The sequence below is a fragment of the Hypericibacter sp. genome (assembly GCF_050729195.1).
GTDB lineage: Bacteria > Pseudomonadota > Alphaproteobacteria > Dongiales > Dongiaceae > Hypericibacter.
Window position 1 is genome coordinate 1 of sequence record NZ_JBOHKS010000136.1, and the last position, 25,036, is coordinate 25,036.

Sequence of the window (25,036 nt, forward strand, 5' to 3'; positions counted from 1 at the left end):
AGCTGGTCTCGGGCTGGTACAGCGCGGAACTGCTGAAGCGCGACGCCAAGACCGAGATCGCGGCCATGCGCGATCACCTGAAGCTGCTCAAGACGCTGGGCGCGCCGGTCATGGTGTTCGCCGAGACTACCGGCGAGATCATCAATCATGTGGGCGCGCCGGCCTCGAGCCGGCCGCGCCTGACGTCCGCGGCGCAGTGGCGCGAGCTCGGCCAGCGCTTCACGCAGGTGGCGGATCATCTGGCCGAGGCGGGTGTGCGGATGGCGGTGCATCATCATATGGGCACCGTGATCGAAACGGCCGAGGAGGTGGATCGGCTGCTGGAGAACAGCGGGCCTACCGTGGGCCTGCTGCTCGACACCGGTCACATGACCTATTCGGGGGGCGATCCGATCAAGGTGGCGCGCCGGCATGCGAAGCGGATCGTGCATGTCCATTGCAAGGACATCCGCCGCTATGCGCTCAAGGCCGCAACCAGCCGCGACGTCAGCTTCTCGGAGGCCGTCCTGACTGGAATCTTCACGGCGCCCGGCGACGGCATCGTCGATTTCAAGGCGCTGTTCAAGATCCTCGCCGGCGCCAGCTATGACGGCTGGCTGGTGCAGGAGGCCGAGCAGGATCCGCGTGTGGCCCATCCCTTCACCTATGCAGAGCAGGGCAACCGTCATCTGCGCGATCTCTGCGCGGCATCCGGCCTCAAGGCCGCCTGAAGGGATCCGGCATCATGGCCCGCGAGCTCCGGATCGGCATGGTGGGGAGCGGCTATATCGCGCGCGCCCACGTCTATGGCTATCGCACCATGCCCTCGGTCTTCCCCGAGGCCGCAGCGCTCCCGCGTCTCGAGATGATCGCCGATCTCGACGAGGCGTTGGCGGCTTCCGCCCGCTCGCGCTTCGGATTCGCACGTCACAGCGGCGACTGGCGCCGGCTGATCGAGGATTCGGCCGTCGATATCGTCGATATCTGCTTCCCCAGCGTCATGCATCGCGAGGTGGCGCTGGCGGCGATCGCGGCGGGCAAGCATGTCTATTGCGAGAAGCCGGTCGGCTTGAGCGGTTCCGAGGTGAGCGAGATCGCCGCCGCGGCCGCGCGTGCCGGGGTCAAGTCGCTCGTCGGTTACAGCTATCTGCGCAACCCGCTGATCGGCTTCGCGCGCAAGCTGATCCAGGAAGGCGCCATCGGCGAGATCGTGCATTTCCGCGGCGCGCATAACGAGGACTACATGGCCGATCCGGCTGTCCCCTTCGTCTGGCGCTGCGACCCGAAGATCGCGGGCGAGGCGGGCGCGCTCGGCGATCTCGGCAGCCATATCGTTTCGATTGCGAGGCATCTGGCCGGCGAAATTCGTGCCGTCTGCGGCCAGGCCCGCACCGTCATCAAGGAACGGCCCGTTGCCGCGGGCTCGAGAGAGATGCGCCAGGTCGGCAATGACGACGAGGCGCAGTTCCTGATCGAGTTCGCCAATGGCGCCACCGGCCATATCGAGAGCAGCCGCATCGCGACCGGGAGCCGGATGGATATCACCTACGAGATCACCGGGACCCACGGAGCGATCCAGTTCGACGGGGAGCGGATGAACGAGATCAAGCTCTTCTCCGATCGCGATCCTGTGGATCGCCAAGGCTTCCGCACGATCTATGCGGGGCCGACCCATCCGCCCTATGGCAACTTCCTGCCGGCGCCGGGACACGGGCTGGGCTTCAACGACCATAAGGTGATCGAAGCCTTCGAGCTGATGCAACTCGTAAGCCTGGGCGAGCCGGCGATGCCCGATCTCGCGGAGGCCGCGCGCATCGGCCAGGTGCTGGACGCGGTGTTGCGGTCATCGGCCGAGCGGTGCTGGATTACGGTCGCCTAGGCCTCCCGGCTTTCTCCTTTCGTCCTTACAAACCTGCGTTCCCGACCTATGGGGTTAGGCCGATTGACTCGCTGGTTTTTCAAGTTTAACGTTACACTAAATCGACCTGGGCAGCCTTGGCGAGGGTGGTTGGAGTGCCGGGCCCGCGGGATCGAGAAGAACCATCATCGAGAGGAGGGGCGTGCCGATGTCGAAGCTCAAGGGGTCGAAACTCAACGGATTGAAACTGAACGGATCGCTCTCACGGCGCGGTTTCATGGCGGGCGTGACAGCCGCCGCGGCCGTTGCCGCGACCAGCAGGCCGGCCCTGTCGGCCGATCTGCTCGCCGAGATCAAGAAGCGCGGCTATATGCGTGTCGGTGCCTTCAGCATTCCGCCGGAGAGCTGGATCGATATCGGTTCGGGCGAATGGATGGGCATCGATGCGGACTTCACCAAGGCGATCGGCAAGTCGTTCGGAGTCGAGGTCGATCCGGTCATCCTGACCCATTCGGCCCTGGCGCCGGCCCTGCAGTCGGGCCGCGTCGACACCATCGTCGGGCTCTATCGCACCGAAGAGCGCAAGAAGGTGATGGCCTATAACGAACTGCCGATCTGGTACGGCGTCGATGTGCTGATCGCGCGCAAGGATGACGGCTCGATCAAGTCCTTCGCCGACATGAAGGGCAAGGTGCTGGGCACCGTGCGCGGCTCGGCGCAGGAACAGGAAGCGACCAAGCTCCAGGAAAAGTTCGGCGCCGGCGAGATTCGCAAATATGAGTCGGCCGATCCGATGCTGATGGATCTGAAGGCCGGCCGCGTCGATGCGGCGATCTGGTGGGGCTTCACCTTCGATTACGCCGTGATCCAGAATCCAAGCTACGACCTCAAGGTGGTCGAATATATGCCGCCGGAGTATCTCGGCAGCGACATGCTGCCCGGTACTTTCTATGTCTTCGCTAAGGACGGCACCGGGTCGTTGATCAAGGCCTTCGATGCCGAGATCAAGCGGCTGGTCGATGCCGGCGAAGGCAAGACCATCATGGCGAAATACGGCCTCACGAGCCCGGCCTATCTGACTGGAAAGATGTAATCTCGCTTCAGCAACGAGACCGCTCGTGACGGGGGTGTGGCGGTCACAAGCCGCCGCACCCCTTTTTTGACGCTGCCCGGTTGACCGCCCTTGCGATGACCGACTTCTTCACCTTCGCCCTGACCTACCTGCCCTATGTCGCGAAGGGCATCATCATCACGGCCGAGCTGACGGCGCTGTCGCTGCTGGGCAGCCTGGTGCTGGGCCTGCTGGGCGCCCTCGCCAAGGGGGCGAGGCAGCGTCCGCTGCGCTGGCTCGGCAATATCTATGTCGAGGTCGTCCGCGGCACGCCGGCGCTGCTGCAGATCTTTCTGATTTATTTCGGGCTCGCCTCCTATGGCGTGAGGCTCGATCCTTTCAGCGCCGCGGTGATCACCCTCTCGATCCTCGGCGGGGCCTATGTCACCGAGATCATCCGCGCCGGCATCGAAGCGGTCGACCGCGGCCAGGTGGAAGCCGCGACCAGCCTCGGCATGTCGCCGCTGCAGGTCATGCGCCGGATCATCCTGCCGCAGGCCTCGGTCATGATGCTGCCGCCCTTCACGAACTATCTGATCTCGCTGATCAAGGACACCTCGTTGGCGCTCACCATCTCGGTACCGGAGATCATGTACCGGTCCTATGACGTGGCGAGCCAGACCTTCCGCAGCATGGATATCTATCTGGTGGCCGGCATGATCTATCTCGCCATCTGCATCCCGCTATCCCGGCTGGCACGCCGGCTCGAGCTCCGGCGGCCGCCGCGATGAGCGACGTCCTGGTCCTCGAGGGTCTGGTCAAGCGCTTCGGCACCCATACGGTGCTCGACGGCGTCGATCTCGCGGTGAGGGAAGGCGAGACGGTCGCCATCATCGGTCCTTCGGGGTCGGGCAAATCGACCCTGTTGCGCTGTGTGAACCGGCTCGAGGAGCCGTCGGGCGGTCGCGTCCTCTTCCAGGGCGAGCCGGTCGTGCCGGGCCCCAAGCTGCGGGCCATGCGGGCGCGGATGGGCATGGTGTTCCAGCATTTCAATCTCTTCACCCATATGTCCGTGCTGGCGAACGTGATCGAGGCCCCGGTGCAGGTGTTGAAGCTGTCCCGGGCCGAGGCGGAGGCCCGGGGCCGAGATCTCCTGGCGCGCGTGGGTCTCGCCGACAAGAGCCAGGCGTTTCCCTCGCAGCTCTCGGGCGGGCAGAAGCAGCGCGTGGCGATCGCGCGCTCGCTGGCCATGGAGCCGAAACTGCTGCTGCTGGACGAGATCACCTCGGCGCTCGACCCCGAGCTGGTGGGCGAGGTGCTGCAGGTGATCCGGGCGCTGGCGAAGCAGGGTATGACCATGCTGATCGTGACCCACGAGATGGGTTTCGCCCGCGAGGTCGCCGACCGGGTCATCTTCATGGATGGCGGCCGGATCGTCGAGGAAGGGCCGCCGGACGCGCTGTTCGCCCGGCCCCAAAGCGACCGGCTGCAGCTGTTCCTGCGCGCCGTGCTGGACCGGACCCCGCTCGAGGCCGCCAAGGGCTAGAGGCTCTCGTCCCGCGGCCGACGCCGAGACGCCCGGCCCCCGCAGCGCGGGTCCGCGTGACTCGCTATGATCGGATATCGACTCCGAAAGGATTCTCCAACCCCGGCTTCGGCCGCCCCAGATGACAGCACGCAAATCCCCGAAATCGCCTGGCGTGAAACGTGGCCCGTCCAGATCCCCGGCTGGTGACGCGGGCGTGGCGAAAGCGGGTCCGCCGCGCGCCCCGGCGGCAAAAGCGGCCGGCAAGCCGGCGGGAGGCCGCGCCACCTTGCGCGACGTGGCGGAGGCTTCCGGCGTCTCGCCCATGACCGTGTCCAATCTGATGAATGGCCGCCTCGGTTCGATGCGGCCCGAGACCCGTCTGCGCATCGAGGCCCAGATCGAGAAGCTGGGTTATCGGCCCCATACGATGGCGCGCAGCCTGCGGCTGGCGAAGCGGCTTTCGATCGGCATGGTGATCGTGGACGACATGCCGAACTACCTGGCCGACCCTTTCATCACCCATGTGGTGTCGGGCCTTGGCAATCATCTCAACGCCAATGGCTATGCGCTGCTGCTGCAAGGGCATTCGGCCGCGGCTTTCAAGAGCTCCCCGATGGTCCGCGACATCCGCACCGACGCGATCTGCGTGATGCTCTCCGGCAGCGATGCGACCCGGCGCGGCGTGGTGGAGATGCTGCTGGGGCTGGGACAGCCGATCGTGCTGTTCCAGGAGACGCTGAAGTTTCCGGCGGTCGATCTCTGCAGCATCCGGCAGGACGACCGGGCAGGCGGGCGCATGCTGGGGCAGGTGGCGCTCGACGGCGGCGCCAGGCGCCTCGCCATGCTGGTGCCGGCGCTGTACTGGCCGGCGATTGGCGAGCGCATCAAGGGCATTCGCGAGGCGATCCGGCGGCAGAAGAGCGGTGCCGAACTCCGTATCGTCACCTGCGGCGACGGCGAGTTCCGCAGCACCCAGGCGGCGCTGGCCCAGGATCTCGAGGCGCATGGGCTGCCCGATGCCATCCTGGCGGGCAACGACCAGATGGGCATCAGCGCCATGAAGCTGCTGGCGGCGCGCGGGATCAGGATTCCGGACCAGGTGATTCTCACCGGCTTCAACGCCTTCGAGTTCTGGCAATATACCGACCCGGTGCTGACGACCGTTCGTTCGCCGGCTTACGAGATAGGCGCGCGCGGCGGGTCCGAAATCCTCAAGCGCCTGGCCGAGGGCAGCTTCGCGCAGACCGACATCGTCTATCCGGTGACGCTGCAGCGCGGCGGGTCGACCTGATGGCGCGGATCCGTTCGGCCCTTCTGAACGGGTGCCCCGGAGCGATGGACAGGCCCGCGGCGAAGCGTTAGTTTAACGTTACACAAGCCCACTTTCCGCCCGCCACGCGAGATTCGAAAGCGTCCCCATGAAAACCAGATCCGGCTTCTTCGGCAATTACCCGATGGTCTATGCGCTGTTCGATGCGAACGGCAACCTGTCCCGAAGCGCGATGCGCAAGCAGGTCGCGTCCCTGCTGGCGCACAAGGTCCACGGCGTCGCGGTGCTGGGGCTCGCGACCGAGGTCAACAAGCTGTCGCTGGTCGAACGCCACACGGTCATGGAATGGGTGGCCGAGGACATTGGCGGTCGCGTGCCGCTGGCGGTCACGGTGGCGGAGGTCACGGCGGCGGGCCAGAGCGATTTCGTCAAGGCCGCCGCCGGCCTCGGCGCGAAGTGGGTGATCCTGCAGCCGCCGCCGGTCAAGGGCGTGCCCGAGATCGAGCTCATCCGCTTTTTCGGGGCCGTGGCGGAGAAATCTTCGCTGCCGCTCGGAATCCAGAACGCGCCGGAATATCTCGGCATCGGTTTGAGCCATGGCGGCATCAAGGCGCTGAACAAGGCCCACCCCAATCTCTCGATCGTCAAGCTCGAGGCGACGGCGCTCTCGATCGCCGAGCTGATGCAGGAGGTCGATGGTGCCATGGACGTGTTCAACGGCCGGGCCGGCGTCGAGATGATCGATTCGATGCGGGCCGGCGCCGTGGGCTTCATACCGGGCGCCGAGACCTTCGACATCACGACGCGGATCTTCGATCTGATGGCGAGCGGCAAGTCGGACTCGATGGCGGAGGCGGACCGGCTTTACCAGAGCGTGCTGCCGCTGCTGGTCTTCCTGATGGAATCGATGGGGACCTTCCTGATCTATGGCAAGCAGGTGCTGGGTCACCGGTTGAGCATCGCGGAGACGGCGCCGCGCGGGCCTTCGGGAGCGCCCACGCGCTTCGGCCTGGAGACCGCGCGCCGCTATGCCGAGATGCTGGGCAAGCTCTGAAGCGCGGCCATGCCGATTGCCGTGCCTCCGGCCGGCCTCGTCGGCAGCGCCATCGGTCGCCGGGATCATGACGACCCGGCGGCCGTACTTCCGTTAAACCAATTCGTTTCGGACGGCTTCCGATCGCTCGCGACGAGGGCGCCCACGATCGGCGCGAAATTCAATAAACTGCCGCATACATCACCGCCTCCGACGTCGCCTCCGCCGGCGAAAGCTCCTCGACGATTCGGCCCAGTCTCGAAACAAGAATACGGTCGGACAACCTCAGGATTTCCGGCAGGTAGGACGATATGACGATCACGGCGAGCCCCTCATCGGCAAGCGCGCCGATCAGTTGGTGTATTTCGGCGATGGCGCCGACATCCACGCCACGCGTCGGCTCGTCGAAAATGACCAGCTTGGGCTTCTGGACCAGCCCCTTGGCGATGACCACCTTCTGTTGATTGCCGCCGGAAAGTTCGACGACCCGCGCATCGCTATTCAATGTCCTGATGTTGAGCTTTTCCGTCCAGCCGCCGGCGAGCGCGCGCATCTCGCTCATGCTCACCGCGATTCCATGCGACTCGCGGCTCGAAATCCGCCCGATATAAATGTTTTCCGCGACCGACATCGTCTCGAAGTATCCGTCACCCTTGCGATCCTCGGTGACATAGACGACTCCGTCGCTGACCGCCTGACGGGGCGTCCGGTACCGCACGGAATGTCCGCCGAAATGGACTTCGCCGCCATGGAAGAGATCCCGCTTGGCAACGCCGGCGATGATCCTGGCCGTTTCCGTGCGGCCCGAGCCCACGAGGCCGAAAATGCCCGTGACTTGCCCCGCGAAGATCGAGAAGGAGCTGTTTCGCACGACGTTCTGCATGGAGAGATTTTGTACGCTCAGTATCCTTTCTCCGGGGCGGCGCACCGCGCGGGCATCGGTCACCTGACCATAAAGCTCATCGGTCAGCGACCGGCCGACCATGTGACGGATGATCGTCTCGCGGGAAAGCGTGTTGGCGTCGGCGGTGATGATATGGGCGCCATCCCTGAGGATGGTAATCCGATCGGAGATTTCGAGTGCTTCCTCCAGCGCGTGGCTGATGAAGATGACCGAAACCTGTTCCTTGCGCAGGCGGTCGATCAGGGCGAAGAGATGATGCTTCTCCTCAGGCGTCAGGGTCGCGGTCGGCTCGTCGAATATGATGATCTTCGCCTTGAGGCGAACGGCCCGCGCGATTTCGACCATCTGCCGCTTGGCCGTGCCGAGTGACTGAAGGATCGCAGCCGGATCCACGGGAAAGTTCAGCGACTGAAGAAGCTGCTGCGCCTCGATATAGGTTCCCCGCAGGCGGTTATAGAATTTCTCGTCACCCAGATAGAGATTCTGGGCGACTGTCAGCGAGGGGACGAGGCTGGTCTCCTGATAGACCATCGCGATCCCGTATCGCCTTGCATCCGTCGGGCCGGCGATATGGATATGCTCCCCGTTGATGCGGATTTCGCCTCTGGTTGGAGTGACCGCGCCTGACAGGATTTTGACCAGCGTCGACTTGCCGGCCCCGTTCTCGCCCAAAAGAGCGTGCACTTCGCCGCGCCGCAAATCGAAGTCGATGTTTTTCAGCGCCGCAACGCCGCGGTAATCCTTGGCGATGCCTTTCATCTCCAGGAGCGGCGGAGCGCTCATGATGCCATGCCCTCATAAGCACAGGAGGCGACGACCCCGTCACCCTTGGCCGAAAACAAAATCCGCCCGCCGACGGCCAGGCAGCTGGTGACGCCGTGCCGCCTTCCATTCGCCCGACTGTGAAGGCTGGCGATCGGACGGTAGGCGTGATCGAGAAGCGCTACCAGCCCATAGGACTGGCTGGGCGACCAGGGCTTCAACATCCCGAGCTGCTTCATGCCACCCTGTTGCGTCGGCTCCTTGGGCGACCGGCCGCCGCGAAGGCAGGGTGCAACCCAATGATCGGCGTTGATCTCGCTGATCATGCGCCGACGATAGCGGTCCTCGCTCAGCACGAATTCGACGAGTTGGCTTCGTGGCGCAAACAGGGCGAGCCAAATCCCACCGTCGACGCCTCGCGCCAGGCGGCTGGGATAGGCAGGAAGGTGTTGCAGTACCCGCTCGTTTCCGCCGGTTGCGCCGGGCGCAATTCGCGTCAGCGAGCTGCGCCAGCTTTCCGAGACGACGACCGAGCCGGGTTCCACAAGGAGGCCGTAGGGGTAAGCCAGGTTTCCCCCAAGTTGCTGGTGATCGCGGCCGGCGGGTTCGATCCGCCACACAGACCCGGTGGCATTCTTCTCCATCAGGTCGCGTTTCCACGCGGCCGGCCCGTTCGACGCCGATCCATTGGCGACAAACAGAGATCCGTCGGGCGCGGGCGCGAGCGCGGTGATGCACCTTGCCTCGGGACCGATCTCGATCGTCTTTCCGTCATGCTGGCCCCCGACGAAGGTGATCCTGCCGTCGCTCAGGCCGACGGCCGCGCCGCCATCCGGCAAACCGGCCAACGCGCTGATCTCGGCATCGAAGGAAGCGGCCGGGCTTCCTCCGGGCGCGTCGACACTGAACAGTGAATGCCCTGAGGAGACGACAATGCCGCGCGACGTGGCGGCCAAACAGTCCGGCGCCGGCATTTCCACAACCGTCGATGCCGAATCGAGAAGATCGTTGGGGCGGAAGGCGCCGTCCATCGGCGGCGTCGTGATGGACGCTTCGCTACGCCCGAGCCATCTGTCCATGGACTTCCGGAGCGGATTCATGGGCGATTTGCCCAATAGGATGCCGGGCCGGTCCATTCCGGATCGGCATCCGGGAGCTTGATCCGCCCGACCCTGTTGTTGGTGACGCCGCCGATATAAAGATAACCGCGATGCTCCCGCATCGAGGTGATCGTCGGATGGTTTTCGCCGGCCGAGTCCCAAAGCGATTCGAGAACGCGCCCGGCTGCGTCGAAACGCACCATGCAGCCGACATTGACGTTGGGAAACAGCCATTGGTCGCTGGCGACGCGCCTTGCCATGCGCCGTCTGAAGGCCGGCATCGTCATCGCCAGATCGTAGGATGGCGTTCGCGTGCCTGCGAGCGCCACCCAATAGGTTCCTCGGGATCCCCGATTGATGTTATCGGGATATCCCGGAAGACCATCGAGCACGACCTCGGTCGTACCCTGTTTCGGCCCCTCGAGCCAATATCGGCTGATCCTGCAGCCCCATGTTTCGGCGAACAGGACCGACTTGTTGTCGTGCGTTATGCACATACCGTTCGCGAAGAGAAGGCCGCGCTTGATGGTTCGCGTGGTGTCCGTCGCGGGGTCATAACGGATGATTCGTCCGTTGCCACGCCCTTCCAGGGCATCGACAACCCATTCCTCGATCCCGTAGCGGATCGTGGCCTCGCTGAAGTAGATCTTTCCGTCAGGGGCGATATCGAGATCGTCGGCAAGCCGCATGCGGGAATCGTCGATGACCGACAAACGCGAGCGGTTCGTTTCGGCGGTCAGTTTATGGATATTGCGCTGCTTGTCGACGCGATAGAGTCCCATGCCGGCGACGCACACGACGAGACCTTCGTCCTTGTCGATGGCCATGCCGAGCGGCCGGCCACCCACATGCGCATAGACCTCGCATCGCTTGTAGTCGGGAGCCAGGAAGCGAACGATATCGCCCTGGCGCACGCTGCAATAAATGTTGCCGTCCGCATCGAGAATGACGTCTTCGGGCCCGTCGACTTCGCCGAGGCCAATGACCTCGACGTCACGAAGCCGATCGTTCATGGCGTAAGGCGAAGGCGAGCCCGGATCGATCGGCGGATCGGGGGGCAGAGCCAAATAGGCCGGGGACACATAAACCTTCGACTGAATTTTGTGTCGCCATTTGCTCCAACGTACGTTGATGCTGATCGCGAACAGCAACACGATGCCGACCGCCATTTGCGACGAGCCGTTTCCGAGCCCGAGCCTGACCAGCCCGTTGGTCAGGAGCGATACGATGATCGCCCCCATCAGTGCCTTGCTGATGGAGCCGTGCCCGCCGCCGATGCTGTTGCCTCCGAGGAGCGCCGCGGTCACGGCAGCGAGCTCGAGGCCGAGCCCGGTGTCGGGACCGGCGCCGGAGAGCCGCGCCGCATAAAGCGCCCCCGCACAACCGGTGAGCAACCCGGATACGACGTAGGTCAGACACACCGTGAAGCGTACGGGGATGCCCGCGTTATAGGCCGAGCGGCGCGATCCACCGACCGCCATGATGCGCCAGCCGACGCGGAGCCGGCTCATGACGATGTGTGCCGATGCCGCCACGACGATCAGCACCACGACGCTGAAAGGCAGGCCAAGGATAGATCCCGTGCCTATGAAATCCCAGAGGTCGGATTCGACGAAGCTCGAGGCGATCTGCACCTGATACGTCTGAAGAAGAAGGGTGACCACCGCGCGCGTAAGCGTCAACATGACGAGCGTGGTCAAGAACGCTCGCAGCCGGAGATAGCCGATCAGCAGGCCGTTGATCAGGCCGACGAGGGCTCCGACACCCATGGCCCCGGCGATGACCGCTGGAGTGGGCCACCCGGCGAGGTTGAACAATGCCAGGGCCGTGATGTTCGCGAGGGCGAATGTCGAACCGACGCTGAGATCGATGCCGCCGCCCAGCATGACGATCGTCATGCCGACGACGATCAGTCCGAATTCGCCAATCTGGCGCGATGTGTCGGAGAGGTTTCCGAGCGAGACGAAATTGGGAATCGTCCCCACGAAATAGGACAGGAGCGCGACGAGAAGGAGGACAGGAATCGTGTTGTCCATCCACTTCTTGCCGAGCACCTCGCCGACCATATGATCGGGGAAGTATCGATAGCGCAGCCTGGTGATCAACTCGGCGATCATCTCGACGCTTTCCCGTGGAAAAAAAAGGCGCTGAGCCGACTCCGCGGCTCAGCGCCTCAGGGAAGATGTCTGCGGGGTCGTCAATTCTTCTTGATGGCTTGGGCGCTCCAGCAAAGACCGGGATGGAGGGTTTCCTTCGCGATCCTGACCGAGGGCGTGTAGATGACGAATTTATTCTTTCCGGCCGGCTGTCCGGACTGCAGAACCGTTTGGACCATGACGGCCAAGGCGTGCCCCTGGTCCAAGACCGGATAAGCGATTTCCTCGTCGAACACGCCCTTTTCCACGTTGTCGCAGGCCATTTGCTCGCCGCCGCCGGAGGTGACCAGCGCGATCTTTTTTCCGGATTCCTTGATCGCCGCGGCCGCCCCGAGATCCATCACGTCCCAGAATCCGACGACGCCGCACAGATCCGGGTTCTGCTGAATGACCGTCGCTGTGATCGTGCGCGCCTTGGTCGCGTCCCAATCCGCACCCTGGTTGGAGACGACCGTGATCTCCGGATGTTTGGCCAGAATGTTCTCGGCACCCTTCATCATTCCGCTATCGGATCCGGAGGTCGGCTGACCTTGCAGGATGGCGATCTTCTGGCTCGTTCCGGCGCCGCACCTGTCGACCATCGCCTGCGTTTCCGCTTCGCCGATGCCGATCCAATCCGCTCCGACATAGGCATCCGAATTGTAGTTCGATCGCATGTTGACCTGGATTACGTGGATGCCGGCCTCTTCGGCGCGCTTGAGCAGTTTCGCGTAAGACTGGATATCCGGGTTGTGGACGATGAGGACGTCCGGTTTTTCCGAAATCAGGGCGGTGATGGCCTGGGCCCCCGCGTCGGCACTGAAATGAGGGTCGCGGATCACGAATTTCATCCCGAGATCGTCGGCCTGGGCCTGCAAGACCGACGCCCACCCGTCGGTCAGGTCGATGCCCATCGTGACCGGCACGAAGGCAATCGTCTTGCCTTCGAAGGTCTTGAAGTAGTCGACACGTCTCGGGTCGTCGATGCCGGCGGCGATAGATAGACTCGCAATTCCCAGTGCCGACACGATGGCCGCAACCGCGGCAAAGGTATTTCCGATTTTCATGCTTCGTCCTCCCTGGTGAGCCGGCGCATTTTTATATGTCGCCTTGTTGTGCAGTCTGTTCGTCGCGTGGATTGACTATGCTGTCGATCACGATCGCGATCAGCAGGACCAGACTCCTGATCACGTCCTGCAGCGTGTATTGGATATCCATGATGGTCATCCCGTTCAGCAGGATGCCGATGAGTAGAGTGCCGACGACAACGTTGCGCACACCGCCGCGCCCTCCCGAAAGGCCGATGCCGCCGAGAACGACGACCAGGATGACGTCGTAGATCATCGAGGAATTCGCGATGTTGGTGTTCATGCTGGCAACGGCGGTCGCCGTGATCATGCCGGCCAGATAGGCAATCGTCGCCGAAATCGCGTATTGCAGCACGATCATGGGACGCACCGGCGCACCCGACATGCGCGCAGCGGAAAAATTGTCGCCCATCGCGTAGATGAACCGCCCCGGTTTGGTAAAGCGCAGGAACGCAAACCCAAGCAGGGAGACGAGGGCGAAAAAAAGAATCGGAACCGGCACGCCGAACACGAAACCGCTGCCGATCCATGCAATTCCGGAGGCCGTGTCGGGCATATAGACCACATAAAGCGGCACGAGGGCGTAGCGGGCAAAGCCATAGACGAACGAAGCCATGCCCAAGGTGGCGAAGAGAGCAGGGACTTCGATATAGGCGATGAGTACGCCGTTGAGCACGCCGGCCGATAACGCGAACAGGTATCCGATGAGCATGGCGAGCGCGATCGGGATGCCTCCATTGGCAAGATGGAGCGTCCACCCGGCCGACATCGCGTAGATCGCGACGATCGCAAGGTCGATACCGCGACCGATGATGAGAATCGCCATCCCGACGCCTAGGATGCCCAACGTGGAGACACCGCGTACCAGCGTCAGGAGATTGCCGGCACTGGTAAATCCGTTGAGAAACAGCGAAAAGGCGCCAAACAGAAGGATCGCGATCAAGAACACGATCTTCTCTTGATTCAAAGCTATGCGCCCTGTCCATCCGAGCATGGAGCCCCCGTGTCGCGATTCTTCGTCGCGAGCACCCATCAGCCGGCTAAGTCCTTCCGCTTTCTTTCTGAATCGTATCAGGTCAACCGTATGACAGCTTGCACCACAGCGCATACCATTTGCTCCGTAGCGCAGTTGGCGACGATGGACTCAATCGGAGCGCGGACCTGTCGGCTGGCTCAGCTCCCGACCCCGCGTCTTGGGCGCGCGGAGACCTGGCCTCTCGCGGCGGGTCACTCGAGTTCCGCAACTGCGAACGAAGCGTGGCGCCGACTGGCTACAGACCGGGAAGAAATTCGGCTGGACTCGTGCGAACCAGGAAACCGGATGTCCGGCGACTTCCGATTTCTCAAACTGGGCGCTTCCCGCCGGACAGGAGCAGCAGGGCGTAGCGCGGACCCTATGTAGCGGCGCCCGCGCGACTTCTCGTCGGTCTGCGGCTATGCCGTGCCATCCGCGATGAGCGACGTTTTCTTCGAAAAGCCCGGCAGGACAGTTACCCGTCGTACGTCCGACGGCCGCACGCCGAATTCCGCGCGGAATACATTGCTGAAATGGGAGGAGCTGCTGAAACCCATCGAGTAGGCGATTTCCGTGATTGATCGTGCCGCGTGCCGAGGCGAAGCCAGCAGGTCGTAGCTGTGCTGCAATCGTCGCAGCCGCAGCCACTCGGTGACGGACATGTCCGTCGGACGGAAAAGCTGGTGGAGGTAGCGCAGCGAAATGCCGTTCCGAGTCGCGATTTTCCTCAGGGACAAGTCGGGATCGGTCAAATGGGCTTCGATGTAACTCTTCACCGATCGCAAGCGGGCACGCTTCAGATTCGATTCGTCCGCGGGCTGCCGGTCAGGCTCCGCGCTGATTGCGAGGGCGAGGATATCCATCAACTGCTCGCCGAGCCTTTCTCGTGTTTGCGCACCGAGACTGGCCGTTTCGGAGATCAACGCGGCGCAAAATTCGACGGCGATCCGACCAAGACCACGGCTTGAATTGAGATGCGCGGTGAGCGGCGAATGCCCCGAATCGAAGCGATCAGCAAAAAGCTGGCGCGGGATCTCGATCCAGAAGCAATGAATGGCGTCGTCGCATCGTATTTCGTATGGCTCGCTCGCGTAGTACAGCGCGCCGCTGCCAGGATGCAGGGTCAGCAATGAGCCAGCTTGCCGAATTTGCCCGATACCGCGCTGCATCAAGCCCACATAATAGCAATCCTTCTCGATGCGCGCGATATGTCGCTTTTGACGTTGCACGATCTGAGGCGAGCCGAGTGTGTCGGTAAGGGTTATCCCACCCAGTCGCGTCTCGCGAACAAAGCCGTCATAGTCCGTTTGCGGCTCGATCGCGCAATCCACCCGCAGATAGATTTCGCAGATGGCGTCCCGCCAGGCTTCCCGGCGCTTTGCAACGGGTAGAGTCCTGCTGTCAAAAACGGTCTGCATGGCTACCTCCCCAAAGTGCCATTCAGGCAATCCCTTGACGCTTCGGCGCCTTCTATTCCAATTCCGGATGGTTCTGCCGCAGAAAGAAGGTTCGGGACGCTTTGCGCGCTGCGCTGCTGCCCGTATTTCAGCCGATCGGGTCTTGAACCTGTTCATTTGAGCCTAATGGGCCGGGTAACGCAACGGGGCGGGGGGCGAAAGTCCTTGGGGAGCGCGGCGTTGCGCCTTGCAACGCGAGGACGCTTGCTGCGGCGAAAGCCGCCGGCGTCCGATTGCCGCCCGCGCTGTGCGGTGGGCCGGTGCAGCAATCGACAGAAGGCCTCATCGCGGGCTGCTGCGGCCTCGACGAACTCGCCAGGGAAACCCGGCGATCAAAGTCGCGAGGCGGCTACGAGCGGCGGGTGTTCTGGCGGCCCCGTCGGATCCGTTCACATTTCGCGGCGTGCCTGCTCACATCCGATCCGACGATGGTCCGGAGTCCGTCGTGGCGACACGGCGCGAATGGCTGGAGCCGCGCCCTAGTTGGCGGGCGCGGCTGCCGGGATCGCGTGCAGCGAGAAGGCGTGGCGCAGGATATGCTGCTGGATATCGCTCAAATGGCGGTACATCGCCGTCTGGGCGCGTTCGCCGTCACGCGCGGCGATCGCGGCCACGATCTCCATGTGGAAATCCGCATGGACCGCCTGGCGCTTGTAGCAATGGGCATTTTCGCCCACGCGCCGCCACGCCTCGTCGCGCCGCGAGGCGCCGACCGCATCGAAAACGGCCAGGAAGAGCGCGTTGCGCGAGGCTTCGACGATGGCGCGATGAAACGCCTGGTCGGCCTGCTCATAGCTTTCGGCGCCCGCGGCGGCGCGGGTCTCGGCCGCCAGCCGCTGCAGCTTCTTGATATCGCATTGCGAGGCGCGCAGCGCCGCCAGCCGCGCGATCACCGGTTCGGTCGCGAGACGCAGCTCGATCACTTCCTGCGGATTGGTGTGCTCGAGGATGTTGTCGAGCACCTCGTTGCCCGCGGTGGCGGACGCAAAGGGCGAAGCCTGAACGAAAGTGCCGCGGCCCTGCTGGCGCGAGATGCGGCCTTCGCTCTCGAGGATGTCGAGGGCCCGGCGCAAGGAACGGCGGCCCACGCCGAGCTCGCTCGCCAGCACCCGCTCGGGCGGGATGCGCCCATCCTCGCCGATGCCCCCGTCGGAAATCAGTTGGCGCAGCTTGGCTGCGGTCTGCTCATAGGCTTCCATGGCTTCTCGGATCCGGATTGGCCCCATTCGGGAAGGCGGTACCAATGGACTAAAATGGTTTGCTCCGCGCGTCAAGGCGGTTCTCCCCGGCCGATGCGCCTTCGCGATTGGTACCGGCTCCCCTCGGCACCGGCGGCTGGCGCGGCACGGCACCGCCCGCGGAGCTCGCGCACCATGAAATTGCGGTCAGGTGGGCGCTGCGCGTGCATTTCTCCGCGGCTGAAACTGTCCCCATCGCAAACGGCGCCGGGGCCAGATTCAAACTTGACGATTGGTTACGGCCGCCGCTAGTGTTTGCGTAACAATATGAACCACTTGCCCGGCAATTGGTTCGAGGCGGGACCGCTCTGCGGTTCCCCCGCGGGAAAAACATCGCCTCGGCGCCGATGCGGCCCCGAGGCCGGGAGTCGAAGAATGACGGTCAGGGTCGATGGCGACAACCACAAGGCGGCCATGGATCAGCTCCATGCCGACGTGTTCGAGCGCTGCATGGCGCCGTTCTGGGCGATGCAACCCGGCAGCATCGAGGACCAGGACCGCCAGGTCATGGATAAGAAGAAGGCGGTTCCTTATCTGTGGAAGTACAAGAGCGCCATCGAGCCACTGCTGCATCGCTCGGCCGAGCTCATCACGATGGAATCCTCCGAGCGCCGTTCGCTGATCCTGGTCAATCCGGGGCTGGCGCCGCGCCGGGCCAGCGTCACCACCATGTACACGGCCTATCGGCTGAATGATCCCCACGAGATCATGCCGCCGCACCGCCATTCGCCCAACGCGATCCGCTTCGGCCTGACCGGCACCTCGAACTTCACCGGCGTCGAAGGCGAGAACATCGTGTTCGGCCCCGGCGACATGGTGCTGACGCCGCACGACACCTGGCACAATCACGGCAACAAGGGCGACGACCCGGCGATCAATCTGAGCGTGCTCGACCTGCCGTTGACCGAGATGCTGAACGCCACCTATTTCGAGCATGACTATCATGAAGAGGTGAAGGGCGAGCGGATCAAGAAGCAGGTCCAGACCGAGCGCTTCCCGGCCGACTATTCGCAACGCGTCTATGGCCATGGCGGGCTGATGCCGCGCTTCCTGTCGCACAACCGCGGCACCGGCTCGGCCTCGCCGATGTATGTCTATCGCTGGGACATGATGCGCGAGCTTCTGGAGAAGTTCCGCAATTGGGACGGCGATCCCTACGAGGCGCTGATGGTGGAATATGTCGATCCCACCACCGGAGGCCCGGTCTACAAGACCATCACCTTCTTCGCCCAGATGCTGCGGCCCGGCGAGAAGACGATGCCCTTGAAGCAGAATGCCAGCCTGCTCTGCGCGCCCTTCGAGGGCAGCGGCTACAGCATCGTTGGCGGCAAGCAGCTCAATTGGGAGCGGTTCGACACCTTCGCGGTGCCGGGCGGCGAATGGTGCGAGCATGTGAACAGCTCGCCCAAGGATCCGGCGATCCTGTTCGTGGCTTCCGACGAGCCCACGCTCAAGGCGCTCGCCCTCTATCAGAAGCATGGGCGCCGCTCCACCGGCGAGGTCTTCCGCCTCGTCTGAACGGGCCGGCAGCGCCTGTCATCCTTCGCTTTCCTTCATCGCAGAATCGGTTGGCCGTCCTCCCATCATGGCTCGCACGAAAAACACCAAGCATCTGGCGCATATCGACTGCCCTGGCGGCGGCCAGGTCTGGGTCGAGGGCACCACGCTCTATATCGGCCATATGCGCCAGCCGACCGGCACGACCATCGTCGATGTCGCCGATCCGGTGCGGCCCAAGATCTTGACCAAGGTCGAGCTGCCGGCCGGGTGGCATTCGCACAAGGTGCGCGTCGCCAACGACATCATGATCGTCAATCACGAGCGCCAGGGCACCGACGGCGTGGCTGAGTTCGGCGGCGGTCTCGGCATCTATGACGTGTCGAAGCCGGCGGAGCCGAAGCTCATCACCAAATGGCGCACCCATGGCAAGGGCGTGCATCGCTACGACTTCGACGGTCGCTATGCCTATATCTCGCCGACGGCGGAAGGTTACATCGGCAATATCGCGATGATCCTCGACCTCGAGGATCCGGCGAAACCGGAGGAGGTCGGCCGCTGGTGGATTCCGGGCCAGTGGAAGGCGGGCGGCGAGGAATATCCCTGGGACAACTGGACGCCGCCGCGCTGTCATCACCCGTTGCGGGTCGGCGACCGGCTCTATGTCAGCTACTGGCATCATGGCTTCTACATCCTCGACATCGCGGACATGTCGAAACCGAAGGCGATCGCGGGCGTCAACACCTCGCCGACCTTCCCCCATCCGACGCACACCTGCCTCGCGATCCCCGAGCCGCTCAAGGGCCGCAAGGTGATGGTGGTGGCCGACGAGGATGTGGCGAAGCTCTGGCCGGCGGCGCCCGCCTTCACCTGGATCTACGACATCACCAACGAGCATCTGCCGATCCCGATCTCGACCTTCCAGGTCGAGGGCGTCGATCCGGACGGCGCGCCGCAGCCGCCGATGCGCGGCTGCCACCAGCCCTCGGAGCGCTTCAAGGGGACGATCATTCCCTTCGCCTGGTTCGCCAAGGGCCTGCGCATCCTCGACATCGCCGATCCCTTCGCGCCCAAGGAGATCGCCTTCTTCGAGCCTGATCCGCCGGAAGGCTTCGATCTGGCTTCGTCGAACGACGTGACCATGGACAAGCGCGGACTGCTCTACCTGATCGACCGCCAGCGCGGCGTCGACATCGTCGAAACCTCGGTGCTTTGAGATCATGAACGACGCCATCAAGCCGATCGGAAAGAAGAATCCCAACTTGCCATTCCATCCGGGGGTGCGGGCGGGTGACTACATCTTCGTCTCGGGGCAAGTGGCCAAGGACGAGCAGGGCAATATGTGCGTCGGCAATATCGAGGAGGAGACGCGCTGGACCCTCGAATCGATCCGTCGGATTCTGGCGCTCGACGGCGCCGATCTCTCGGACGTGGTGAAGATCACGGTCTATCTGGAAGACGCGCGGGATTTCGGCCGCTATAACGGCGTCTTCAAGGAATTTTTCGCGGAAGGCCGCATCGCGCGAACGACGGTCGAGGCCCGCGCGGTCGTCAGCTGTAAGATCGAAATGGATGCGATCGCCTACAAGCCGGTGCGCTGAGCTGGCCGGCGGTCGGGTTTACGAGAACAACGAGACAGGGCGGGGATAGGACAATGCTGAAGGTTTTAGGACGCGGGACGTCGGGGAATGTGCAGAAAGTGGTGTGGCTGCTGGAAGAGATGGCCCTGCCCTATGCCCGCGAGGATTACGGCCGCCAGTTCAACAACACCGGCGGCGATTACCTGAAGCTCAATCCGAACGGCAAGGTGCCGACGCTCGACGACAACGGCACCATCGTATGGGAGTCCAACACGATCCTGCGCTACCTCGCCAACAAGAATGGCGGCAAGTTCTATCCGAGCGACCCGGCTGCGCGCAGCGAGGTCGAGCGCTGGATGGACTGGCAGCTCGCCTCGCTCAACGCGCCCTATCTCTCGATCTTCAAGGACGCGAAGAAGCCGGCAGCCGAACGCGGCGCCAGTTGGGGTGCCGACAGCAAGGAGCTGGGTGCCCAGCTCCAGATCTTCGACAACGCGATGGCGGGGCGGGCCTGGGTGGTGGGCAAGGAGATGACGCTCGCCGACTTCGCGCTCGGCACCATCATCACGCGCTGCCTCGATTTTCCGATCGAGCATCCGCCGCTGGCGGCGCTGCGGGCCTGGCGCGAAAAATATGCGGCGCGGCCGGCTTTCAAGAAGGCCGTCGCGGGCTGACAGGACAACGGAAGAACGGCGGGGGCGACCGGCCAGACAAGGCTGGCACCCGCGCCCGAAGGGGACAGACGATCACATCATGACCAGGGTTGCGCTCATCGGTCTGGGGACCATGGGGCCGGGCATTGCGGCGGTGCTGACGCGCGCCGGCATGACCGTGTCCGCCTTCGACCTGTCGCCCGAGCAGCGCGCCAAGGCGCCGCAGAGCATCAAGATGGCGACCGGGGTGCTGACGACCCTGGGCATGGCGGATCGCGCGGCCAGCGAGGTCACGATCCATGCGGATTTGGCGGCGGCCCTGAATGGCGCCGAGCTCGTCATCGAGAACGTGCCTGAGAAGCTCGAGCTCAAGATCCAGGTCCTGAGCGAGATCGACAAGCTGGTGGGCAAGGATTGCGTGATCGCATCCGATACCTCCGGCATCCCGATCACCAAGCTCCAGGCCGGCAATTCGGCGCCGGGCCGCGTGGTCGGCATGCATTGGTCGAACCCGCCCCATATCATCCCGATCATCGAGGTGGTGGCGGGCCAGGAGACGGCGCCCGCGACCGTGACCTGGATGACCGGTTTCGTGAAGGGCCTCGGGCTGATCCCGATCCTGGTCAAGAAGGACGTGCCGGGTTTCGTCGAGAACCGCGTGCTCTATGCCGTCATGCGCGAATGCCTGGACCTGGTGGAACAGGGCGTGATCGATCCCGAAGGGCTCGATGCCTGCGTCTCCTGGGGCATCGGCTACAAGCTGTCGGTGGTGGGGCCGATGGCGCTGCTCGACATGGCCGGCCTCGACATCTACCAGTCGGTCGGCAGCTATCTGAACAAGGAACTCTGCGCGCGCGGCGATGTCAGTCCCTATGTGACGGCACGGGCCGCGGCGGGCAAGTTGGGCATCAAGACCGGCGGCGGCATCTTCGACTACACGCCGGCGAAGATCACGGAGCTTCAGAGCCAGCGGGCGCGCCGGTTGGTGGCCGTCCGCAAGGCGTTGGAGGACTAATCCCCGGATCGGGGATCGGCGGCACGGCAACCCTGGGACATCAAACAGGGACGTTCGGGCCGGAATAAGAAGAGCGCGTTTGCAACTGGGTGCTAATTCGATAGGGAGGAACTAACCCCATGACATGGACATCGCTGAATAGAGTGATTCGCTTGACGCCCGTCGTGGCCGCGCTGGCCCTGGGCGTCGGCTTCGCCGGTGGCGCCAGCGCCACCGACGTGAAGAGCATTGCGGTCCTGACACCGGAGCAGGGCACGGATTACGGCTGGAACCAGCAGGCGATCGACGCCGGCAAGGCCGTCGCGGCGAAATACGGCATCAAATTCGTCCCGGCCGAAGGCCTGGGCTATGGCGATGTGCGTCCGCAGCTGCGCGAGCTTGCCGGCGACGGCGTCAGCCTGATGATCGCCCATGCCTCGGGCTACAACCAGGCCGCGCCTGAGATCGCGGCGGAGACCAAGGTGCCGGTGGCGATCGTCGATCGTCCCGACGCCAATGTCCCCGGCCTGATCGCCGACTACACGCTGAGCGGTCATGAAGGCGCCTATCTCGCCGGCGTGCTGGCCGCGAAGATGACCAAAACCGGTGCGCTCGGCATCGTCACCTCGGGCGAGCCCCCGAGCTGGAACTCGCAGTCGGCGGGTTTCGCGGAAGGTGCGAAGTCGATCAAGAAGGACATCAAGCTGATCTATGCCGTGATCGGGCCGGCTGCCTATTCCGATGCCGCCGGTGGCCGTCGCGTCACCGAGTCCGTCATCGCCGCCGGGGCCGACATCATCTTCGGCCAGGGCGACGGTGCCAGCTTCGGCATGATGGAAGCGACCGAGACGACCAAGGCGACCAATGGCGGCCCGGTTTGGTTCATCGACGTGATCGGCGACAAGACCCCGATCGACAAGGGCCATCTCCTGTCCTCCGTGGTCTGGAACCTGGTGCCCGTGTTCAGCGCGATGGTCGATGACCTGAAGGCCGGCACCTTCGGCACCAAGCATTACTCGATCCAGGTGGCGGATGATTCCTGCCAGCTGCTGCACACCAAGCACATCCCGGACGATGTGTGGAAATCCGTCATGGCGGTCCGTCAGGACATCATCGACGGCAAGGTCAAGCTGACCCCGGTCTTCAACGCGGAAGACGTCCGCAAGTTGATGAGCTCGGTCGACATCGGCACGGCCCAGTAAGAATCGGGTGCGTTGATGCAAGGGGCGACGTCGGGAACAGCCATATCGGTGCGATCCGTCACCAAACGCTTTCCCGGCGTCGTCGCCAATGACGACGTCTCGATCGACTTCCTGCCGGGCGAGATCCATGTGCTGCTGGGCGAAAACGGCGCCGGCAAGTCGACCCTGATCGGCATGCTGGCCGGCATGCAGCAGCCCGATTCCGGCGAGATCCAGGTCAAGGGCCAGCCGGTCCGGATCAGCTCGCCGCGCGAAAGCCTCGATCTCGGGATCGGCACCGTGTTCCAGCATGTGCTGCTGGTGCCGACATTGACTGTGATCGAAAACCTGATGCTGGGCGGCCCGCGCTGGCGGCTCCTGGACCGCGCGCCGGTCCTCAAACGGTTCAAGGAACTGTCCGATCTCCTGGGCGTGACGCTCGATCCCGATGCGCAGGTCGGAAGGCTGGCGCTGGGCGAGCAGCAGCAGGTCGAGATCATGCGCGCGCTGTGGCGCGGCGAGAATGTGCTGATCCTCGACGAGCCCACCTCGATGCTGACGCCGCTGGGGGTGCGGGACCTGGGCGCGGTAATGAAAAGGCTGCGCGACAAGGGCGTCGCCATCATTTTCATCACCCACAAGCTGGCCGAGGCCTATGAGTTCGGCGACCGGATCTCGGTGCTGCGGCTGGGCCGCTTCGCGGGCCAGCTCGACAAGGCGCGATTGAAATCGCTGACCGAGGCGCAGATCACCGACGAAGTGCTGCGGCTGATGTTCGGCGGCCAGAAGGCCGACAGCCGCGATGCGGAAACCCTGCTCGGCCGCGGCGGCCATCTGAAGCGGACGCCCAAGGTCGATCGCTCGAAACCGCCGATCCTGGTGGTGAAGGACGTTTCCACGGTCGCCGATCGCGGCGAATGCCCGCTGACCGGCGTCAGTTTCGAGCTCTGGCCCGGCGAGGTGCTGGGGATCGCGGGCGTCGACGGCAACGGCCAGAAGCATCTGGCCGAGTTGCTGGCGGGCCAGCGGCCGGCCGCCTCGGGCTCGCTCCTCCATGAGGGCCATGACCTGACGCATGAAGGCGTTGCCGCGCGCCGGCGCCGCGGCTTCCGCTACATCACCGACGAGCGGCTGGGCGAGGGCACGGTCGGCACCTTCTCGGTCGCGACCAATCTGGTGATGAAAGAGATCGGCGCGCCGCCGCTCTGGCAGCGGGGCATCAGCCGTTGGGACCTGATCCATGGACAGGCGCGCGAGACCATCAAGCGCCATGACATCCGCACGCCCTCGGAGCGTACGCCGATCGGCCGGCTCTCCGGCGGCAATATCCAGAAGGCCTTGCTGGCGCGCGAGCTGAACGCGGCCAGCCGGCTGGTGATCTTCAACAAGCCGACCTACGGCCTCGATCTACATAACATTCGTCTGGCGCGCGACCGAATCGCCGAATGCGCCGAACGCGGCCTCGCCACGATCCTGATCTCGACCGAGCTCGACGAGCTGCTCGAGCTTTCGGATCGGATCGCGGTCATGTTCCGCGGCCGGCTCACTGGCATCGTGCCCAACGAAGGCAATGCCGAGCGTCGGATCGGCCTCTTGATGACGGGAGCCGAAGCGGCATGAGTGTCAGCCCGGAAGCGGCGCGCAGCCCGGGGCTGCCGCCTTCGCTCATGGCCGGCCGCGCCCGCGCGCTGGCGGCGGCGATCGCGCGCTTTCTGCTGCCGATCCTGCTGGCGCTTCTCGTCGGCGCCGGAATCCTCCTGATCCTCGGCACCGATCCGCTGGATTACTACGCCTATGTGATCCGGCGCGGCCTCTTCAGCTGGCTGGGCCTGCAGGCGACCATCACCCGCATGGCGCCCCTGCTCATGATCGCGGCAGGATTGATCGTGGCCTTCCGGGCCGGCATCTGGAATCTGGGCGCGGACGGGCAGTTCCTGCTGTCGGCCGTGGTCACGGCGGCCCTGGGGCCGGCCTTGATCGGCACGATCCCGGACTGGCTGACGATCCTGCTCTGCTTCGTCGTGGCGGGTCTCGTCGGGGCCGCCTGGTCGCTGGTCCCGGCCTTCCTCAAGGTGCGCTACGGCATCAACGAGATCATCAGCACGCTGATGATGAGCTTTCTCGGCGTCAGCTTCGCCAATGTGCTGGTGAAGCTGCTGTTCTTCGATCCTGGCACCACCGTGCCCCAGACCCGCACGCTGCCGGTCGAGGACCGCCTGCCGCGGCTCTTCGGCAGCACCATCCATAGCGGCATCCTGATCGCGCTCGCCGCCTTGCTGATCGTGCATTTCTTCATGACCCGCACCTCCTTCGGCCTCAAGCTCTGCGTGGTCGGCGCCAATCCGCGTGCCGCGATCCATGCGGGGCTCAATGTCGGCCTGTTGACCTACGCGACCTTCGCCATCAGCGCCGGCCTGGTGGGGATGGGCGGGGCGGTCGATATCCTGGGCGTCTGGGGCTCGGTGCGCGCCGACTGGAATCCCTCCTTCGGCCTGCTGGTGGTGCCGCTCGTCTTCCTGGCGCGGTTCCATGGCATCGCCACGATCGCCTTCGTCATGTTCTTCGCGGTGCTGCAGGTTGGCGGCGAGAGTGCCGCGGTGCGGCTTGGCGTGCCGACCTTCTATACGCTGGTGCTGGTGGCGCTGCTGCTGATCTTCCTGGCGCTGGTCGAGTATCTCGATCATCGCCGCCTGGCCCGGACCAAGAGCTGATC

Annotated in this window: 22 protein-coding genes; 15 read left to right on the forward strand and 7 right to left on the reverse strand. The window is 64.1% G+C overall.

Translation table 11 applies throughout. From position 1 onward, the window contains the following. The 7 genes from ACREE8_RS10680 to ACREE8_RS10710 form a co-directional block, all read left to right on the forward strand. A partial coding sequence (locus ACREE8_RS10680) for a TIM barrel protein (RefSeq protein ID WP_431572973.1) occupies positions 1-710 on the forward strand: 710 nt, incomplete at its 5' end. A 14-nt stretch (positions 711-724) separates the two neighbouring features. Further along, positions 725-1,858 (forward strand): Gfo/Idh/MocA family protein, encoded by a 1,134-nt coding sequence (locus ACREE8_RS10685; protein WP_431572974.1) that lies wholly within the window; start codon positions 725-727, stop codon positions 1,856-1,858. A 187-nt stretch (positions 1,859-2,045) separates the two neighbouring features. Next, positions 2,046-2,930, forward strand: coding sequence for a substrate-binding periplasmic protein (locus tag ACREE8_RS10690; protein ID WP_431572975.1), 885 nt, complete (start codon positions 2,046-2,048; stop codon positions 2,928-2,930). An 80-nt stretch (positions 2,931-3,010) separates the two neighbouring features. Then, positions 3,011-3,679: an amino acid ABC transporter permease gene (locus ACREE8_RS10695; protein ID WP_431572976.1), complete on the forward strand. Its 669-nt coding sequence runs from the start codon at positions 3,011-3,013 to the stop codon at positions 3,677-3,679. Then, positions 3,676-4,434: an amino acid ABC transporter ATP-binding protein gene (locus ACREE8_RS10700; RefSeq protein ID WP_431572977.1), complete on the forward strand. Its 759-nt coding sequence runs from the start codon at positions 3,676-3,678 to the stop codon at positions 4,432-4,434. Before ACREE8_RS10695 ends, ACREE8_RS10700 begins: the two co-directional genes overlap by 4 nt. Before the next feature lie 196 nt (positions 4,435-4,630). Beyond that, positions 4,631-5,707: a LacI family DNA-binding transcriptional regulator gene (locus ACREE8_RS10705; RefSeq protein WP_431572978.1), complete on the forward strand. Its 1,077-nt coding sequence runs from the start codon at positions 4,631-4,633 to the stop codon at positions 5,705-5,707. A gap of 127 nt (positions 5,708-5,834) precedes the next feature. Then, a complete protein-coding gene (locus tag ACREE8_RS10710) occupies positions 5,835-6,740 on the forward strand; it encodes a dihydrodipicolinate synthase family protein (RefSeq protein ID WP_431572979.1) in 906 nt (301 codons plus the stop codon). A 160-nt stretch (positions 6,741-6,900) separates the two neighbouring features. On the opposite strand, the gene ACREE8_RS10715 is transcribed toward ACREE8_RS10710, so the two are convergent. From ACREE8_RS10715 to ACREE8_RS10745, 7 genes are all read right to left on the reverse strand, one after another. Then, complete coding sequence (locus ACREE8_RS10715) at positions 6,901-8,406, reverse strand: sugar ABC transporter ATP-binding protein (protein WP_431572980.1); 1,506 nt, start codon at positions 8,404-8,406, stop codon at positions 6,901-6,903. After that, complete coding sequence (locus ACREE8_RS10720) at positions 8,403-9,485, reverse strand: hypothetical protein (RefSeq protein WP_431572981.1); 1,083 nt, start codon at positions 9,483-9,485, stop codon at positions 8,403-8,405. The genes ACREE8_RS10715 and ACREE8_RS10720 overlap by 4 nt, the downstream gene beginning before the upstream one ends. Then, positions 9,482-11,602, reverse strand: a complete 2,121-nt coding sequence (locus ACREE8_RS10725; RefSeq protein WP_431572982.1) for an ABC transporter permease — start codon at positions 11,600-11,602, stop codon at positions 9,482-9,484. Before ACREE8_RS10725 ends, ACREE8_RS10720 begins: the two co-directional genes overlap by 4 nt. Before the next feature lie 80 nt (positions 11,603-11,682). Then, positions 11,683-12,687 (reverse strand): sugar ABC transporter substrate-binding protein, encoded by a 1,005-nt coding sequence (locus ACREE8_RS10730; RefSeq protein ID WP_431572983.1) that lies wholly within the window; start codon positions 12,685-12,687, stop codon positions 11,683-11,685. Between the two features lie 31 nt (positions 12,688-12,718). Further along, positions 12,719-13,741, reverse strand: coding sequence for an ABC transporter permease (locus tag ACREE8_RS10735; protein ID WP_431572984.1), 1,023 nt, complete (start codon positions 13,739-13,741; stop codon positions 12,719-12,721). Between the two features lie 401 nt (positions 13,742-14,142). After that, a complete protein-coding gene (locus tag ACREE8_RS10740; RefSeq protein WP_431572985.1) occupies positions 14,143-15,141 on the reverse strand; it encodes a helix-turn-helix domain-containing protein in 999 nt (332 codons plus the stop codon). A 518-nt stretch (positions 15,142-15,659) separates the two neighbouring features. Next, positions 15,660-16,379, reverse strand: a complete 720-nt coding sequence (locus ACREE8_RS10745) for a FadR/GntR family transcriptional regulator (protein ID WP_431572986.1) — start codon at positions 16,377-16,379, stop codon at positions 15,660-15,662. A gap of 414 nt (positions 16,380-16,793) precedes the next feature. Between ACREE8_RS10745 and ACREE8_RS10750 the strand changes: the two genes are divergently transcribed. From ACREE8_RS10750 to ACREE8_RS10785, 8 genes are all read left to right on the forward strand, one after another. Then, positions 16,794-17,936 carry a cupin domain-containing protein gene (locus ACREE8_RS10750; protein ID WP_431572987.1) on the forward strand — a complete coding sequence of 381 codons (1,143 nt, stop codon included), beginning with the start codon at positions 16,794-16,796 and terminating at the stop codon, positions 17,934-17,936. A gap of 67 nt (positions 17,937-18,003) precedes the next feature. Next, complete coding sequence (locus tag ACREE8_RS10755; RefSeq protein ID WP_431572988.1) at positions 18,004-19,131, forward strand: LVIVD repeat-containing protein; 1,128 nt, start codon at positions 18,004-18,006, stop codon at positions 19,129-19,131. A gap of 4 nt (positions 19,132-19,135) precedes the next feature. Further along, on the forward strand, positions 19,136-19,516 hold the full coding sequence (locus ACREE8_RS10760; protein ID WP_431572989.1) for a RidA family protein: 381 nt from the start codon (positions 19,136-19,138) through the stop codon (positions 19,514-19,516). A gap of 53 nt (positions 19,517-19,569) precedes the next feature. Next, the gene (locus ACREE8_RS10765; RefSeq protein ID WP_431572990.1) at positions 19,570-20,169 is read left to right on the forward strand and encodes a glutathione S-transferase family protein; all 600 of its coding nucleotides are present in this window, start codon (positions 19,570-19,572) and stop codon (positions 20,167-20,169) included. 79 nt (positions 20,170-20,248) lie between these two features. Continuing rightward, positions 20,249-21,163, forward strand: coding sequence for a 5-formyl-3-hydroxy-2-methylpyridine 4-carboxylate 5-dehydrogenase (gene fhmpcd1, locus ACREE8_RS10770; RefSeq protein WP_431572991.1), 915 nt, complete (start codon positions 20,249-20,251; stop codon positions 21,161-21,163). Between the two features lie 152 nt (positions 21,164-21,315). Beyond that, complete coding sequence (locus ACREE8_RS10775) at positions 21,316-22,344, forward strand: putative B6 ABC transporter substrate-binding protein (RefSeq protein ID WP_431572992.1); 1,029 nt, start codon at positions 21,316-21,318, stop codon at positions 22,342-22,344. Positions 22,345-22,392: 48 nt separating this feature from the next. Further along, positions 22,393-23,943 carry a putative B6 ABC transporter ATP-binding protein gene (locus ACREE8_RS10780; protein WP_431572993.1) on the forward strand — a complete coding sequence of 517 codons (1,551 nt, stop codon included), beginning with the start codon at positions 22,393-22,395 and terminating at the stop codon, positions 23,941-23,943. After that, a complete protein-coding gene (locus ACREE8_RS10785) occupies positions 23,940-25,034 on the forward strand; it encodes a putative B6 ABC transporter permease subunit 2 (RefSeq protein ID WP_431572994.1) in 1,095 nt (364 codons plus the stop codon). The genes ACREE8_RS10780 and ACREE8_RS10785 overlap by 4 nt, the downstream gene beginning before the upstream one ends. The last annotated feature ends 2 nt before the right edge of the window (positions 25,035-25,036 follow it).

Coding starts and splice junctions, on each gene's coding strand:
- ACREE8_RS10685 (WP_431572974.1), top strand. CDS start 725: ATGGCCCGCGAGCTCCGGATCGGCATGGTGGGGAGCGGCTATATCGCG.
- ACREE8_RS10690 (WP_431572975.1), top strand. CDS start 2,046: ATGTCGAAGCTCAAGGGGTCGAAACTCAACGGATTGAAACTGAACGGA.
- ACREE8_RS10700 (WP_431572977.1), top strand. CDS start 3,676: ATGAGCGACGTCCTGGTCCTCGAGGGTCTGGTCAAGCGCTTCGGCACC.
- ACREE8_RS10710 (WP_431572979.1), top strand. CDS start 5,835: ATGAAAACCAGATCCGGCTTCTTCGGCAATTACCCGATGGTCTATGCG.
- ACREE8_RS10715 (WP_431572980.1), bottom strand. CDS start 8,406: ATGAGCGCTCCGCCGCTCCTGGAGATGAAAGGCATCGCCAAGGATTAC.
- ACREE8_RS10720 (WP_431572981.1), bottom strand. CDS start 9,485: ATGAATCCGCTCCGGAAGTCCATGGACAGATGGCTCGGGCGTAGCGAA.
- ACREE8_RS10725 (WP_431572982.1), bottom strand. CDS start 11,602: ATGATCGCCGAGTTGATCACCAGGCTGCGCTATCGATACTTCCCCGAT.
- ACREE8_RS10730 (WP_431572983.1), bottom strand. CDS start 12,687: ATGAAAATCGGAAATACCTTTGCCGCGGTTGCGGCCATCGTGTCGGCA.
- ACREE8_RS10735 (WP_431572984.1), bottom strand. CDS start 13,741: ATGGGTGCTCGCGACGAAGAATCGCGACACGGGGGCTCCATGCTCGGA.
- ACREE8_RS10740 (WP_431572985.1), bottom strand. CDS start 15,141: ATGCAGACCGTTTTTGACAGCAGGACTCTACCCGTTGCAAAGCGCCGG.
- ACREE8_RS10745 (WP_431572986.1), bottom strand. CDS start 16,379: ATGGAAGCCTATGAGCAGACCGCAGCCAAGCTGCGCCAACTGATTTCC.
- ACREE8_RS10750 (WP_431572987.1), top strand. CDS start 16,794: ATGACGGTCAGGGTCGATGGCGACAACCACAAGGCGGCCATGGATCAG.
- ACREE8_RS10755 (WP_431572988.1), top strand. CDS start 18,004: ATGGCTCGCACGAAAAACACCAAGCATCTGGCGCATATCGACTGCCCT.
- ACREE8_RS10760 (WP_431572989.1), top strand. CDS start 19,136: ATGAACGACGCCATCAAGCCGATCGGAAAGAAGAATCCCAACTTGCCA.
- ACREE8_RS10765 (WP_431572990.1), top strand. CDS start 19,570: ATGCTGAAGGTTTTAGGACGCGGGACGTCGGGGAATGTGCAGAAAGTG.
- fhmpcd1 (WP_431572991.1), top strand. CDS start 20,249: ATGACCAGGGTTGCGCTCATCGGTCTGGGGACCATGGGGCCGGGCATT.
- ACREE8_RS10785 (WP_431572994.1), top strand. CDS start 23,940: ATGAGTGTCAGCCCGGAAGCGGCGCGCAGCCCGGGGCTGCCGCCTTCG.